The sequence below is a fragment of the Enterobacter sp. UCD-UG_FMILLET genome, from assembly GCF_000762975.1.
In the GTDB taxonomy this organism is placed as follows: Bacteria; Pseudomonadota; Gammaproteobacteria; order Enterobacterales; family Enterobacteriaceae; genus Enterobacter; species Enterobacter dykesii.
The window spans coordinates 59,936-74,324 of sequence record NZ_JRJC01000053.1; the positions used below are offsets into that span (position 1 = coordinate 59,936).

Below are 14,389 nucleotides of genomic sequence, written 5' to 3' on the forward strand. Positions count from 1 at the left end.
ATTTAACCGCTTCGTCTATTCTTTATTAAAAAACTCACTACCGGGAATACTATGCAGATTCGTAAAGGACTCAGTACCGACCTCACACGCCTTGAATGCTGTGACTTTTCTTTCACCATAAGCCACGTTGCGCGAGAGCCCTTTATCCACTGTGATTTGCATATCGAAGCCGTCGCCGAGCCCTGGATTAAAACCTACGAGCTCGATATCCAAACCCTTGAAAACCACTGCGTTAATCCGGACGCCATATTTCTTGTCGCCGAAACGGACGACGGGGAAATTGCGGGATTTATTACCGCGTCAATCGGCTGGAATAAGTTTATCTCGGTGGATTATATTGCCGTTGAGCGTACAAAACGCAGAACCGGCGCCGCGCAAAAATTAATGGCCGCCGCGCACGTGTGGGCCCGCAGCGTAAACGCGCCGGGACTACGGCTTGAAACACAAAATGTGAACGTCTCTGCCTGTCTGTTTTACCGCAACTACGGCTTTACCCTGGGCGGATACGATCGTTATCTCTACAACGCCTTGCCGGAAAAAGACGAGGTCGCCCTGTTCTGGTATTACATGCTGGTCTAAGGGCGCGGCCTTCATATTTCTGTCATTGAATTTCATTACGCTTTCGGGATTTTAACCACGGTGTTGAGGAAAGAAGTGTGAATTCAATGGCTAAGGCATTACTGCTGGCATTACCTGTTTTGAGTGCAACGGCAGCGGCGACGGCCGCCGGGGGCGAGCTGTGTGAACCCAAAGCGTACGAAATGGCGCTGCGCTATCAGCAGAAATCGGCAGAGATCATGGCCCTTCAGCTGCAGACGTATCGGTTTGCCACAGAGCGTTTCAACGAGAAGTTAAAAGAGCTAAAAACGCCTGAAAATTACGCCGTGGTGATGGACCTCGACGAAACGGTGCTGGATAACACCCCTCTGCTGGTGCGCGACACCGAGCAGTGTCACGACTATACAAAATGGGACACCTGGAGCGACTGGGAAAAACAGGGAAAACCCGGCTTAATTCCGGGCGCGAAGGCGTTTCTTGACCATGTGAATCAGAGCAACGTCCGTATCTATTACGTCTCGGATCGCATGCAGGAAAATAAAGCCGATACGCTCAGGACGTTAAAAGCCCTGGGACTTCCGCAGGTGTCCGATGAAAGCGTGCTTCTGGACACGGTCAGCAAGGAAGAGCGTCGCCAGAGCATCCTCAAAAAGCAGCAGATCGTGATGCTGTTTGGCGACAGCCTTCCGGATTTCGCCGTGCAGTTTAAAAACAAAAAGCCGAGCGAACAGCAGCGCGAGTTGGTTGAGGCCAGCGCGGAACACTTCGGAAACGACTGGATTGTGCTGCCAAATGCCGCTTATGGCTCCTGGTCGAAAGCCACGCCGGACGGCTGGAACGCACCGCTGAAAAAATAACGTGTTACGGGCCGGGAAAGGCAGCATCGCCACCCGGCCTCTTCGCTGTGCTATCCACTGCGTTTATAGGTCCTATCATTTCTGGGCAGGTTCTTATAATTTTACGAAGAAGTAAGATGAGCGCTTTCAAAGGAGACTCGTATGCTTACCGTGAAAAAACTTGCTCTTTCTACGCTGATTTCCAGTTCACTGCTTTTCTACCCTGCGCTGCAGGCGGCGGCAGAGACGCCTCAGCACGTCGTTAAACAACCGGCGGGCGGGTACAGCGTTCAGGTCGGCGACGTCCTGGTTACCTCGTTTACGGACGGGACCGTCGCGCAGGATCTGCACAAGCTGCTGCGCCGGACAACGCCGCAAAAAATCGATGCGCTGCTCGCGAAAAATTTCCAGACCAACCCGCCCGAGGTATCCATTAACGCGTTCCTGATTGCGATGCCCGGACATAAAATACTGGTGGATACCGGCTCAGGCCAGCTCTTTGGCCCCGGCAACGGCGGACGTCTGATTGAGAGCCTTGCCACCCAGGGAATTAAACCCGAGGACATTACTGAAGTCCTGCTGACCCACGCCCACTCCGATCACGCGGGCGGCCTGGTGAAAGACGGCAAGGTGGTGTTCAGCAACGCGCGCGTTTTCGTTGGCAAACCGGACGTCGACTTTTTCTTTAACGACGAGAATCAGAAAAAAACCGGCTACGGCAAGAACTACTTTGACGTCGCGCAGAAGACCTTAAAACCCTATCTTGACGCCGGTAAAGTGGTGCCGTTTAGCGGAACATCTGAGATTCTCCCGGGGCTGACCGGCACGGTTCATCCCGGCCATACGCCGGGTTCAGCCTTCTACACCCTGACGAGCAAAGGCGAGAAGATCACCTTTGTCGGCGACATCATTCATGCCGCGGCGGTACAGTTCCCGCAGCCTGACGTGACCATTACCTACGATGAAGATCAGAACAAAGCGGCAAGCGTGCGCGAGCATGCGTTTGCGGACTTTGTGAAAAATAAAGACCTGGTCGCCGCGCCCCATCTGCCGTTCCCGGGTATCGGCTACGTCACCAAAGGCGAAAACGGCGGCTATGCCTGGGTCCCTGTCACCTATACCAACCGGGACGCCAGCAGCGCGAAATAAAATGACGCCCCTCTCTGACATGGACATCGACCTTATCCTGACCCTGGACGCCCTGCTTCAGGACAGGAATATCACCCATGCGGCCGCGCGGCTGGGCATCAGCCAGCCCGCGCTTTCCGCCCGTCTCGCGCGTCTGCGAACGCTGTTTGGCGAACCGCTGTTTATTCCCTCCCCACATGGACGTGGGGTATTGCCCACGCCGAGAGCGGAAGCGCTTAAGCCGCAGGTGGAGAGCGTGCTGCGCGGCATCAGCGCGATGTTTTCTCCCACCACGTTTGATGCCCAGACCAGCCCCCGAACCTTTGTCATCGCCCTGCACGAAAACCCGGCGCTGATGCTGGGCTCTGGGCTGCTTAACCAGGTGGGTACCGAAGCTCCCGGTATTCGTCTGCGCTTCGCCCTGCCACAGATGTCCGAATTGCCGCAGCAGCTGGAAAACGGGGATGTGGATATCTACATCGGCGTAAGCGCGGGCGCCCATGACGGCTGGGTGAGACGCAAACTGCTCGACGACGCGTTTGCCACCGCCCAGCGCAAAGGCCATCCGCGCGGGAGCGGAGCGTTAGACCTGGAAAGCTACTGCGCGCTTTCTCATCTGGTGGTGTCATCGGCGGGAGATCCGTTTACCGGATTTGTCGATCAAACCCTGGCCGGGCTGGGCTATCAGCGGCACGTCGCTATGTCCACGCAGAGCTACGCCGTGGCGCCTGCGCTTGTCGCCGGTACCGACCTGGTGTGCACTCTGCCGGAGCGGATGCTGAGACAGTTCGCCTCCACGCTGGATATTTTTCCGCCGCCGCTGCCGCTCCAGCCGATTACCATCTACATGTACTGGCACCCGAAAAACAGCCAGGATCCGGCAAATGCCTGGCTGCGCGAGCAGCTGCTGCGGGCCGCCGGACGTCAGGTGTGATCGAGGGTAATCAGGAATTTTTTAAGCACTTCTGATCGGATAATCCGGTGGCAAACCAGCGTCAGCTCGCTTTCACGGAGCCGGTCAAGGATGTCCACGTAAACCACATTCTCGACGCTCACCGCCTTTGCCGACGCGGGCAGCAGCGCCAGCCCAAACCCCGCCGAGACCAGGCTTATCACCGTGGGCACGTCGGTAGCGTTTTGCACCACGTCCGGCTGAAAGCCCGCTCCGCTGCAGGCGTCATAAAAGTACTGTTCCAGCCCCATTCCCTCCGGGTCGCGCAGGGAGATCCATTTTTCGTCCTTCACTGACGAAAGCGTCAGCGCGGACGACCCCGCCAGCGGATGCTGACGATACAGCGCAAGTACCGTTTTCTCTGACGTGAAGGGGCGGCTTTGCAGATCGTCAGGCAGCGACGGCAGCGGCGCCCGGATAATAGCCACATCGAGCTGGTTGCTCTGCACGGCCGCGTAGAGCGTCTGCACGTTTCCCGTCACCAGCGACATGGTAATGGCCGGCCAGCGCGTGTGCATCTGTCGCAGCGCGGCGGGCAGCCTGCCGTCGAACATCGCGCTAGACACGCACCCCAGGTTTAATACCCCCTGCTCGCCCCGTGCCGTTTGCCTGGCGTCGAGAACCGCCTGCTCGGTCAGGGAAATGGCGAGCCTGGCTTTCACCAGAAACGCTTCACCCGCGGGCGTCAGGGTTAAGCGGCGGTTCGCCCGGCTGAAAAGCGTGACGCCTAAACGTTCTTCCAGCGCCTTTATCTGCTGGCTCAGTGCCGGTTGCGCCATGTTCAGACGCTCGGCGGCCCGGTGCATGTGGAGCTCTTCGGCCACGACGATGAAGTGGCGCATCTGACGAAACTGCACGGAACGCCTCCTTTTGATAAGAATTTACTTATCAATTTAACAGTAATGATGCAATTGATGCTATTGGTCATTGCCATAAAAATGGAGGTATTCAAACGAGGGAGGAAAATATGGAAAACAAGATTAACGATCTCCGCAGCGCCATCGCCCTGCTTCAGCGCCATGAAGGGCAGTATCTTGAAACCGATTATCCGGTCGATCCCAACGCGGAGCTGGCGGGGGTCTACCGTCATATCGGCGCGGGCGGCACGGTAAAACGCCCGACCCGCACGGGCCCGGCCATGATGTTCAACAGCGTCAAGGGCTATCCGGGCTCCCGCATTCTGGTGGGCATGCACGCCAGCCGCGAGCGCGCGGCGCTGCTTCTGGGCTGCGAGCCCTCCGAGCTGGCAAAACACGTCGGCCAGGCGGTGAAAAAGCCGGTTGCGCCGGTTGTCGTTCCGGCCTCGCAGGCGCCCTGCCAGGAACAGGTTTTCTACGCAGACGACCCTGACTTCGATCTGCGCAAGCTGCTTCCGGCCCCGACCAACACGCCGATTGATGCGGGCCCATTCTTCTGTCTGGGACTGGTGCTGGCAAGCGATCCGGAAGACAGCTCGCTGACGGATGTCACCATTCACCGCCTCTGCGTGCAGGAGCGCGACGAGCTTTCCATGTTCCTTGCCGCCGGACGCCATATCGAAGTGTTTCGTAAAAAGGCGGAAGATGCCGGAAAACCGCTGCCGGTGACAATCAACATGGGTCTCGACCCCGCCATCTATATCGGCGCGTGCTTTGAGGCGCCCACCACGCCGTTTGGCTACAACGAGCTGGGCGTCGCCGGGGCGCTGCGCCAGCAGCCGGTCGAGCTGGTACAGGGCGTAGCGGTAAAAGAGAAAGCGATCGCGCGGGCGGAAATCATCATCGAGGGCGAACTGCTGCCGGGCGTGCGCGTAAGAGAAGATCAGCACACCAATACCGGCCACGCGATGCCGGAGTTCCCGGGCTACTGCGGCGAGGCGAATCCCTCCCTGCCGGTGATCAAAGTGAAAGCCGTGACCATGCGAAACCACGCGATCCTGCAGACGCTGGTGGGACCGGGGGAAGAACATACCACGCTGGCCGGATTGCCGACGGAGGCCAGCATCCGCAATGCCGTTGAAGAGGCGATTCCGGGCTTCCTGCAAAACGTCTATGCCCATACCGCGGGCGGCGGTAAGTTCCTCGGGATATTGCAGGTGAAAAAACGCCAGCCGTCAGACGAAGGACGCCAGGGCCAGGCGGCGCTCATCGCCTTAGCCACCTATTCGGAGCTGAAAAACATTATTCTTGTCGACGAAGACGTGGATATTTTCGACAGCGACGACATCCTGTGGGCGATGACGACGCGCATGCAGGGCGATGTCAGCATCACCAATATTCCGGGGATCCGAGGTCACCAGCTGGATCCGTCCCAGTCGCCGGATTACAGCACCTCGATTCGCGGCAACGGCATTTCCTGCAAGACGATCTTCGACTGCACGGTGCCGTGGGCGCTGAAGGACCGCTTCGAGCGCGCGCCGTTTATGGAGGTAGACCCGCGTCCATGGGCGCCGGAGCTGTTTGGCGGAAACTGATCACTAAAGGCCACGTTAGGGTGGCCTTTATCGTTATCCTGGCAGGTATTCTAGCGTTTCATGATAGGGTGGATTTTTCGGAAGTCACAATGCACTTATAAAATTTTCGCATTTTAAACGCCTTGCCCGGACTTATTTCGACGCATGACCCGGCAAGTCTTAATCTGGCGCATGCATACCTGCCAATGCTTTTGTAAACTTTTTCATCTAAAATGCCGTCAGCCGTCCAGTCGTTGCCGCTTCCCCCACTTTCTTGTACCCTTTCTCCGTTAACCCTGCCCCCACAAACATTGAGACATCCGGACATCTATGACTGCACACATTTCTAACGATCCTTTGCATGGCGTAACGCTGGAGATGATGGTCAACGCCCTGGTGGCAAAATATGGCTGGAGCGAGCTGGGTGACCGCATCAAAATTAACTGTTTCAGAAAAGATCCCAGCGTTAAATCGAGCCTGAAATTTCTGCGCCGCACCCCGTGGGCGCGCGCGGAAGTGGAAGCCCTGTATCTGGACTCCCTCAACGATGAGGTAAGCACAGTACAGGCGGAGCCCGCCTTTAATCCCTGGGCCAACAGTCGGATTATCAAGAGCTAATACGCAAATGACGCGACACGTAAAACGGATTGGTGCGCTGGCTGCCTGCGCGCTTTTACTTGTGAGTTGCTCCTCAAAACCACCCAAATCATTGGTTACCCCTCTCCCCACCGCGAGCAAACCGACGCAGCAGGCAAACGAGCCGATGCGCGGGATCTGGCTGGCGACCGTCTCTCGTCTCGACTGGCCGCCGGTTGCCTCGGTGAATGGCCGCAGCGCTGACCAGCGCATCGCGATGCAAAAGCAGGCGCTGACAAGCAAGCTAGACAACCTTAAGCACCTCGGCATTAATACGGTGTTTTTCCAGGTGAAGCCGGACAGCACGGCCCTCTGGTCATCAAAAATTTTACCGTGGTCGGATATGCTGACGGGCAACATCGGCGAATATCCGGGATACGATCCGCTGCAGTTTATGCTGGATGAAGCGCACAAGCGCGGCATGAAGGTCCATGCCTGGTTCAACCCGTACCGCGTGTCGACCAACACGAAGCCGTCCACCATCGCCGCCCTGAACCGGACCGCCTATCAGACCCCGTCCAGCGTCTATGTTCAGCATCCGGAGTGGGTGCGCATCTCAGGCGACCGTTTTGTTCTCGACCCCGGTATTCCGGAAGTGCGCGACTGGATCACCAAAGTGGTGACCGAAGTGGTGGAGAACTACCCGGTAGACGGCGTGCAGTTTGATGATTACTTTTACGCCGAATCGCCGGGGTCCGCGCTGAATGATTCGCAGACCTGGCGGCAGTACGGCCAGGGATTTGCCTCAAAGGCAGACTGGCGAAGACACAACACGCAGCAGCTGATCGTCCAGGTGTCCCGCGCGATTAAACAGACCAAGCCCGACGTTGAGTTTGGCGTCAGCCCGGCGGGCGTATGGCGTAACCGCTCCTTTGACCCGGCAGGCTCGGACACCCGCGGCGCCGCGGCCTACGATGAATCCTACGCCGATACGCGGCAGTGGGTGCAGCAGGGCCTGCTGGACTACATCGCGCCGCAGATTTACTGGCCCTTCTCCCGGGATGCCGCGCGCTACGACGTGCTGACCAGATGGTGGGCCGACGTCGTGAAGCCGACCCACACGCGCCTCTATATCGGCATTGCGTTCTATAAGGTAGGCGAGCCGTCGAGAAACGAGCCGGACTGGACGGTTCAGGGCGGCGTGCCGGAGCTGAAAAAGCAGCTCGATCTCAACGATTCGCTGCCCAACGTGAACGGCACCATCCTGTTCCGGGAAGATTACCTGAACCAGCCGCAGACGCAGCAGGCGGTTAACTACCTGAAAGGACGCTGGGGAAGCTAAATCACTATCAGGCAGAAACGCCCTGTTTCTGCCTGTTTTTTTTACGGCTTCGGCCCAAACATCGCCTCAAGCTGCTGCGCATCCGGCATACCGACCACCTGCTGCAGCTCATTTTCCGCATTCAGATAGTAAATGGCCGGCGTGGCGTTAGCGCCCAGGCTGTCCATCAGCGTCTGGTGCTTCTGCAGGATCGCTACCGTTTCACGGGAAGCCTCGCCCTCTGGCTTGGGCAGTTTTTTGCCACCGGAGAGCTCGTATTCGCGCCAGGCCGAAACCGGATCCTTCGCATTCAGAATCGCCGAAGCGTTACGCCCGCTGTTGGGGTTGAGAAACGCCACCAGCAGCGTGTTGAGCTGCACCTTGCCCGCCTTCACCCACGGCTGCGCTTCGGCCCAAAACTGCTTGCAGTACGGACAGAACGGATCGGCGAAAACAAAGACCTTACGCGGAGCGCTATCCGCCCCTTCCTTCAGGGGATGCGCCGCGTTGAGGTTCTTCCACATCTCGCGGCCCATCGGGGCGTAGATCTCTTTCTGGAAATAGCCCTCGCTGAGGTTCTTCCCTTTGTCATCATAAAGATAACCCGAGATCACGTGCTTGCCGTCGGGCGTTAAAAACAGCGTAACGCCCATATCCTGGTACTGCCCAAGCCAGGCGGGCGCGCCGCCGGGCGCATCCAGCTTCTTGATGACTTTAATGTTCTGCTGCTCGCTGAAGTGCTTCACCACGTCCGGTATGCCTTCAGCCGCCTGTACCAGCCCTGACGTCGCCAGCGCCGAAAGTAACAGTATTTTTTTCATTTCCCTCTCCGTTTTATCGGGGGCATTTCGCCCCCTTCAGGTTAGCGGTTTTTCAGTGCGTCGCTGACCATTTCGTCGAACTGTTCGAACGGCACCCAGCCGGGAAGCAATCCCTCACCGATAAGCGTGGCGGGCGTGCCCTGGATCCCCATTTTTTCCGCTACGATCAGGCTGCGCTTGATCGTCATCAGGCTCTCCTCGTCCGGCGTCGCGACGCTCACGCCCGCCCGCTTCTGCGCCTCCTCAATGCTGGCGTCATCGTGGTAGCCCTTTTTCGCCATCAGGGTGTGGTTCAGCTTCATAAACTGCCCGGGCTCCTGACGCCAGAGCGTTAACGCATCGCGCGCGGCGGTCAGCGAACTTTCCGAGCGGAAAGGTAAAAATTTAAAGACCACCGCGACGTCCGGATGCTTTTCGACGATTTTCTCCAGGTACGGATCGAATTTTTTACAGTACGGGCAGTTGTAGTCGGTAAACACCACCAGGGTGAGTTTGGGGTTTTTCGCGCCGATGCGCGGGGAGTTCGGATCGTTAAACAGAAAATCATACACCATCTTCTGCGCCCGCTGCTGCTGGTCCGGCGTCTGCGACTGGGCAGCGAACGCCTGAACCGACGCCAGCAGGAGCAGAAGCGTAATAAGGAGTTTTTTCATAATGCGTTTAACCTTTTGCGTTATTCAGGGTGGCGATTAGAGTGCGCTTGTCCAGCAGCGGTGAGAGGATTTCCCCCTCAGGCAGACCGGGGCCATACACCGCGTTAAACGGAATGGCGTAGCGGTTTCGCTTCGCCAGAAAATCCGCGATAAACGCGGACGGCTGGCTCCAGTCTCCGCGCAGGGCCACCACGTCCGGCTGGCGCAGCGCGGCAATAATGTCCGGCTGGCTGAGCACCCGATGCTCGTTAACTTTGCACGTCACGCACCAGTCCGCAGAGATATCCACAAACACCCGTTTCCCCTGCGCCAGCGCGTTCTCGATAGCCTCTTCACTGAGCGGCTGCCACGGGATGGTCTGCGCAGCATTTTGTGCCGGAGCGGCAGGCGGCGCGTTAAGCAGCCCGCGCGCCTGATATCCGCCGAACGCCGACAGCGCGATGACCATCAGCCAGAACAGCGGTGAGGATTTTTGCCCCTTCAGCGCAAACAGCGCCAGCGCGACGACAGTCAACACCAGCATCACAATCTGGCTGACCGCCTCACCCAGATAGCCACAGGGCGTGCAGCGGTGCGCCAAGGGCAAAGGCGACCGCGGTACCGAGGAACGGCGCGGAGCACGGCGTGGCCAACAGCGTGGCGAACATCCCTTCGCAGAAGCTGCCGCCGATCCCCGATCCCCCTGCCGTCGCCAGCCGTCCTGCGGCAGAAGAAGGCAGCAGCATTTCAAACGCGCCAAACAGGTTCAGCGCAAACAGGAAGGTCACGGCGACCATGAGGCCGATAAACCACGGGTTCTGGAACTGAATGCCCCACCCCAGCGACGCTCCGGCCAGCTTCAGCGCGGTCACCATCCCCGCCAGCAGCATAAAGGAGGTGAGGATCCCGGCGCTGGTGGCGAGGAAGCGCAGCCTGATAGCGCGCCTGTCCGATCCCGCCTGCAGGATGCTGTTAAGCTTCATGCCCATGACCGGCAGCACGCAGGGCATCAGGTTGAGGATCAGCCCGCCCAGCAGCGCAAAGAGCACCATTTTGCCAATACCTTCAGACGCGGAGGGCGCTGCAGGCGTCGCGCCAACGGTCATGGTGGTTTGCTGCGCATTGCCGCCACTGGTCAGCACAAACGACAGCCTTTTGCCTTCCAGCGAGGCCGGTTTATCGCCCCATTCGTCGGTCACGGGTACCGTCACCCGAAGCGTATTGCCGTCGTGTTTGATGACCGGCTCGCCGGGAAGAATGTCACCCTCCAGCGGGTCAAAGTAGATCCCCGGATTATCCCACTTCCCGTCCCTCGTGCCGGTAATCACCAGCTTGTCGCCAGCGAGCCAGGCGGCAAGATCCGCGGATACGCCTGACGTACCGGGCACGGCGCGCATCGCTTGCTCAAAGGCGCTGCGGAAGCCCTCATCCACCGGCTGGGTAAAATCGAGATGCAGCGGGTAGTCCGTCAGCAGGCAGACGTTACTGCACGTCGAGAGCGTGAGCGTCCCGTCGAGCGTGTCGCTCTTCACCCCGTCGAGCGTAATCGGGATTGTGACCTTATCGTGATAGCCCTGCGTGGTCATGCCGGAGATATCGAAGCGCGACGGCACCGGCCAGGACCAGCTATCCGTTACGCCTTCCGGCCAGCTGATTTTTGGCGCGACGCCGCCCTCGCCCGGCGATCGCCAGTAGGTTTTCCAGCCGGGCTTTAGCTCAACGGTGAGCAGCCCCTTAACGTGCGTTTGCTCCCTCTCCGCCTCAAGGCGGATACGGGCGTGATCGTTTTGGGGGGAGACCAGCCAGCCGGTGTCCGCCGCATGGACAATGCCGATGCAGGACAGCCACAGGAAGACGAATCCCCTGAAGAGGTTAACCATGTTGTACTCCGTGAACAGTGAAAAATTATCGTGTGGTGACGATGTTTTTCATTCACGGAAAACGCAGTTTTTAAGGTGTATTCGGGGAGGCGGCGCCTGAACGGGCTGTACTGCGGGAACCAATGCCCGCCCTTGCGTAAGCAGCTGCAGCAGCGCGAAGAAGATGATAATGGCCGGCAGAGCGCCGTCGAAAAACAGCGGCTGCGCGCAGAGCAGCGAGTGCGCGCCCAGCTGACACGGCGACGGGCCGGGCTGTTCAGTGGTGCTGGTTTGAGCCGGGGCATCTGCACTCAGGGAAATCTGCGGATCCAGTCCCTGTAAAAAATGGTTGAGCATCACCGCACGCTGCACGAGGCAAAGCGCCATCGCGAGACAGGTGATAATCAAAAGCCATTTTCCGAGGAGCTGACGGTTACGCATAACAATCCAGAGTGACAAGACGCCCCGATCATAAACGATAGTGATGAATCTACAAGTGCCGGAAGTGTAAGGTTTTGTCTGCCGCCGCTATTCGCCCGTCAGCGCGTCATAGACGTCCCGCAGCCGCGCGCGCAGAAACAGCACCGCCTTGTGCTTGCGGGATAACAGCGCCTGTTCGCTGGCGCCGGTCTCCTCTGCCAGCATTTTAATGCTGTAGCCGTGGAGCTCGGTCTTTTCAAACGCCTCCCGCTGCGTCGGCGGGAGTTCAGACAGCGCCTGCCCCAGCTCTTCCCACAGCAGCGTCTTGAGGTACTCCTCTTCTGGCGTGTGCGCTACGCCGAACAGGGTTTCGGCCAGCTCGTCTTCCGGGAAACCGTCGTCGTCTTCGCCCGTAAAATAGCCGGAGAGCGACACCTCGCGCTTCTTACGCGCACGGTCGGTCATCTCGTTACGCGCCGCGCGGAACAGCCAGGCGGCGACGTTTTCGACCGGCTGCTCCACTTTCATCAGCTGATAGGTGACTTCCTGCAAAATGTCGTCGGCATCATCGCGCACGGAGGTCCGTCCGCGAATGAAGGCTTTCAGCCGGGCGCGACATGCGTTGAGCGCCGACATCAGCATGGATCCGCCCGCCTCCCCGGCTTTCATTTCGCTCACTCTGCTTCCGGCGCTTTTGGCGTGGCGTCGTCGCGCTTATCGTCACGATGGCCGTGCCAGCCGCAGTGCCCGCGTCCGTGGCGACCAAACCCTTCGCGGCGCTGCTGAATAAACGCTTCGCGCTGTTCGGGCGTCATGTTCATCCAGCGCTCGTGCATCCGGCGGTGCGCACCAAACATCCCTGGACGGAAACCCAGCCCGCCAAACAGAATTCGGCTCAGCACCAGAATGCCCAGCGCCTGCCAGAAGCCAATGGCTTTTACGCCCAGAATGGCCGGGAGCAAGGCGTTCCACAGGGTCATCACCACCAGGCCGAGCACGATGAATATCACCGCGCCGATGACTAAGCCCTTACCCATACGGTGGCGACCGAATCCGCGCCCGTGACCTCTGTCGTGCATATCAAAATCTCTCATGGTGTTTACCTCGTTTACGGTAACTGATTATGGCTTGTGATGAGGTAGACGGATGAGGAAGGGAAATATTGCTGGGGTGAATGAAATAATTACTCTGGCCGCACATTCGCGGTTATTGCCCGGCGGCGCTGACGCTTGCGCGGGCCTATAGGTTTCGTAGGCCGGGTAAGCGTCAGCGCCACCCGGCACATGTCAAAGGCTTACGCCTGCACCGGCAAACTAAAACTCGAAATACTCCGCGAAAGCTGCTGCGCCTGCTCTTCCAGGGATGCCGCTGCCGCCGCGGACTGCTGCACCAGCGCGGCGTTCTGCTGGGTCACGCCATCCATCTCGGTCACTGCCTGGCCGACCTGGCCGATCCCGCGGCTCTGCTCTTCGGAAGCGACGGAGATCTGCTCCATCAGCGTATTCACTTTATTCACCGACGAAATAATCGAGTCAATCACCTCGCCCGAGCGGCTGACCAGCTCCGCACCGTTTTTCACGCTGGAGACCGACTGCGCAATCAGGCTTTCGATGTCTTTAGCCGCCACCGCGCTTTTCTGCGCCAGGGTGCGTACTTCGCTGGCCACGACCGCAAAGCCGCGCCCCTGCGTGCCGGCACGCGCCGCTTCAACCGCCGCGTTCAGCGCCAGAATGTTGGTCTGGAAGGCGATGCTGTTAATCACGCTGGTAATGTCTTCGATGCGCTTCGAGTTCGCCGCGATGGTGTTCATCGTGTCGATCACTTCGCGGGTCACCGCTTCACCGGTGTGGGCATTTTTCACCGCGTCCTGCACCAGTTTACCGGCCTGGTAAACGTTGTCGGTATTGTTCGCCACCGTCGCGCTCAGCTCTTCCATGCTGGCCGCCGTCTGGGTCAACGCAGAAGCCTGCTGTTCGGTACGTGACGCCAGGTCGATATTCCCGGAGGCAATCTCCTGCGCCGCGTGCGTGACGGTATGGCTCGCGTCGCGCACCTGGGCGATGGTCGCTAGCAGCGCCTGACGCATCTGCTCCATTGAGCTCATAAGATGATCGATTTCGTTATGTGCACTCCCCTTGACCGGCACCGGAACGTCCAGCTTGCCCGCCGCAATCTGGCTACAGTGCTCGCGCGCCAGGTTGACCGGCGCAAAGACAAAGCGCTTCATCAGCAGGCTGACGGCGACAATCACCACCACAAACAGGCTGGCGATAGCGGCAATAATCGCCAGGCCGGAGACGAAGTTACTGCTCGCATCCTCGTTCAGGCTTTTGGCGTATTTCTGGTGGACGGAAAGGACCTGGTCGAGAACGATCTCGTACTGGCGGTCGAGGCGGGAGACTTCCGGGATCAGCGCGTTAAATTTGGCCACATCGTGCGCCTCGGCAGCATCGATCAGCGGCGCCAGCCCCTGGTTGCGGTAGTTTTGCCAGGCATCCTGATAGGCAGTCACCAGCGACGCTTCATCGCTCAGACGCGGCGACGCCATAAAGGCCGCAAAGGCGTGGTCCGCTTTGGTCAGCGCCTCTTTCACGGCGGTTAGCTTAGCAGCCCCGTCCGCCGAGTTGCCCGCTTCCACCATCTTCACATACTCCATCACCCGCACGCGCAGCGTACGGCTATGGTTGATGGGGTCAATAATGGACAGCACAACCTGGATCTCTTTGTTGACGTTATCCAGGGAGTTATTACTTTTAATGATGAGGCCAACGCTGGTCACGGTGCTGACAACAAAGAAGAAAAGCAGCGAGAACAGAACGATCAGGGACGACTTTTTCAACGACATAAACCAATAC

At 58.7% G+C, this 14,389-nt stretch carries 14 protein-coding genes and 1 pseudogene; 7 read left to right on the forward strand and 8 right to left on the reverse strand.

Annotated elements, in window-relative coordinates; genetic code table 11:
• The first annotated feature begins 51 nt into the window (after positions 1 to 51).
• From LA04_RS22905 to LA04_RS22920, 4 genes are all read left to right on the forward strand, one after another.
• Entirely contained in the window at positions 52 to 579 is a 528-nt protein-coding gene (locus LA04_RS22905; protein WP_047653336.1) for a GNAT family N-acetyltransferase, read from the forward strand.
• An 86-nt stretch (positions 580 to 665) separates the two neighbouring features.
• Positions 666 to 1,415: a 5'-nucleotidase, lipoprotein e(P4) family gene (locus tag LA04_RS22910; protein ID WP_442854773.1), complete on the forward strand. Its 750-nt coding sequence runs from the start codon at positions 666 to 668 to the stop codon at positions 1,413 to 1,415.
• A 141-nt stretch (positions 1,416 to 1,556) separates the two neighbouring features.
• Positions 1,557 to 2,543: an MBL fold metallo-hydrolase gene (locus LA04_RS22915; RefSeq protein ID WP_047653338.1), complete on the forward strand. Its 987-nt coding sequence runs from the start codon at positions 1,557 to 1,559 to the stop codon at positions 2,541 to 2,543.
• A gap of 1 nt (position 2,544) precedes the next feature.
• A complete protein-coding gene (locus LA04_RS22920) occupies positions 2,545 to 3,456 on the forward strand; it encodes a LysR family transcriptional regulator (protein ID WP_047653339.1) in 912 nt (303 codons plus the stop codon).
• On the opposite strand, the gene LA04_RS22925 is transcribed toward LA04_RS22920, so the two are convergent.
• On the reverse strand, positions 3,447 to 4,331 hold the full coding sequence (locus LA04_RS22925) for a LysR substrate-binding domain-containing protein (protein ID WP_033145589.1): 885 nt from the start codon (positions 4,329 to 4,331) through the stop codon (positions 3,447 to 3,449). The genes LA04_RS22920 and LA04_RS22925 overlap by 10 nt on opposite strands.
• Before the next feature lie 110 nt (positions 4,332 to 4,441).
• Here LA04_RS22925 and LA04_RS22930 point away from each other — a divergent pair, with 110 nt between their 5' ends.
• The 3 genes from LA04_RS22930 (at position 4,442) to LA04_RS22940 (ending at position 7,823) form a co-directional block, all read left to right on the forward strand.
• Positions 4,442 to 5,926 (forward strand): UbiD family decarboxylase, encoded by a 1,485-nt coding sequence (locus LA04_RS22930; RefSeq protein ID WP_047653340.1) that lies wholly within the window; start codon positions 4,442 to 4,444, stop codon positions 5,924 to 5,926.
• Positions 5,927 to 6,235: 309 nt separating this feature from the next.
• Positions 6,236 to 6,523 (forward strand): VF530 family DNA-binding protein, encoded by a 288-nt coding sequence (locus LA04_RS22935; protein ID WP_047653341.1) that lies wholly within the window; start codon positions 6,236 to 6,238, stop codon positions 6,521 to 6,523.
• Positions 6,524 to 6,530: 7 nt separating this feature from the next.
• Positions 6,531 to 7,823, forward strand: coding sequence for a glycoside hydrolase family 10 protein (locus LA04_RS22940; RefSeq protein WP_047653342.1), 1,293 nt, complete (start codon positions 6,531 to 6,533; stop codon positions 7,821 to 7,823).
• Between the two features lie 41 nt (positions 7,824 to 7,864).
• Here LA04_RS22940 and dsbG read toward each other — a convergent pair whose 3' ends face one another.
• The 7 genes and pseudogenes from dsbG to LA04_RS22975 form a co-directional block, all read right to left on the reverse strand.
• Positions 7,865 to 8,623 (reverse strand): thiol:disulfide interchange protein DsbG, encoded by a 759-nt coding sequence (gene dsbG, locus LA04_RS22945; protein ID WP_047653343.1) that lies wholly within the window; start codon positions 8,621 to 8,623, stop codon positions 7,865 to 7,867.
• 41 nt (positions 8,624 to 8,664) lie between these two features.
• Positions 8,665 to 9,276, reverse strand: coding sequence for a DsbA family protein (locus LA04_RS22950; protein ID WP_047653344.1), 612 nt, complete (start codon positions 9,274 to 9,276; stop codon positions 8,665 to 8,667).
• A gap of 7 nt (positions 9,277 to 9,283) precedes the next feature.
• Positions 9,284 to 11,135 (reverse strand): annotated as a pseudogene (locus LA04_RS22955) (protein-disulfide reductase DsbD family protein).
• A gap of 48 nt (positions 11,136 to 11,183) precedes the next feature.
• Positions 11,184 to 11,555: a hypothetical protein gene (locus LA04_RS22960; RefSeq protein ID WP_047653345.1), complete on the reverse strand. Its 372-nt coding sequence runs from the start codon at positions 11,553 to 11,555 to the stop codon at positions 11,184 to 11,186.
• Positions 11,556 to 11,642: 87 nt separating this feature from the next.
• Positions 11,643 to 12,203, reverse strand: a complete 561-nt coding sequence (locus LA04_RS22965; protein WP_081957757.1) for an RNA polymerase sigma factor — start codon at positions 12,201 to 12,203, stop codon at positions 11,643 to 11,645.
• A 5-nt stretch (positions 12,204 to 12,208) separates the two neighbouring features.
• On the reverse strand, positions 12,209 to 12,628 hold the full coding sequence (locus LA04_RS22970; protein WP_029741320.1) for a hypothetical protein: 420 nt from the start codon (positions 12,626 to 12,628) through the stop codon (positions 12,209 to 12,211).
• A gap of 200 nt (positions 12,629 to 12,828) precedes the next feature.
• Entirely contained in the window at positions 12,829 to 14,379 is a 1,551-nt protein-coding gene (locus tag LA04_RS22975; protein ID WP_047653347.1) for a methyl-accepting chemotaxis protein, read from the reverse strand.
• Between the last annotated feature and the right edge of the window lie 10 nt (positions 14,380 to 14,389).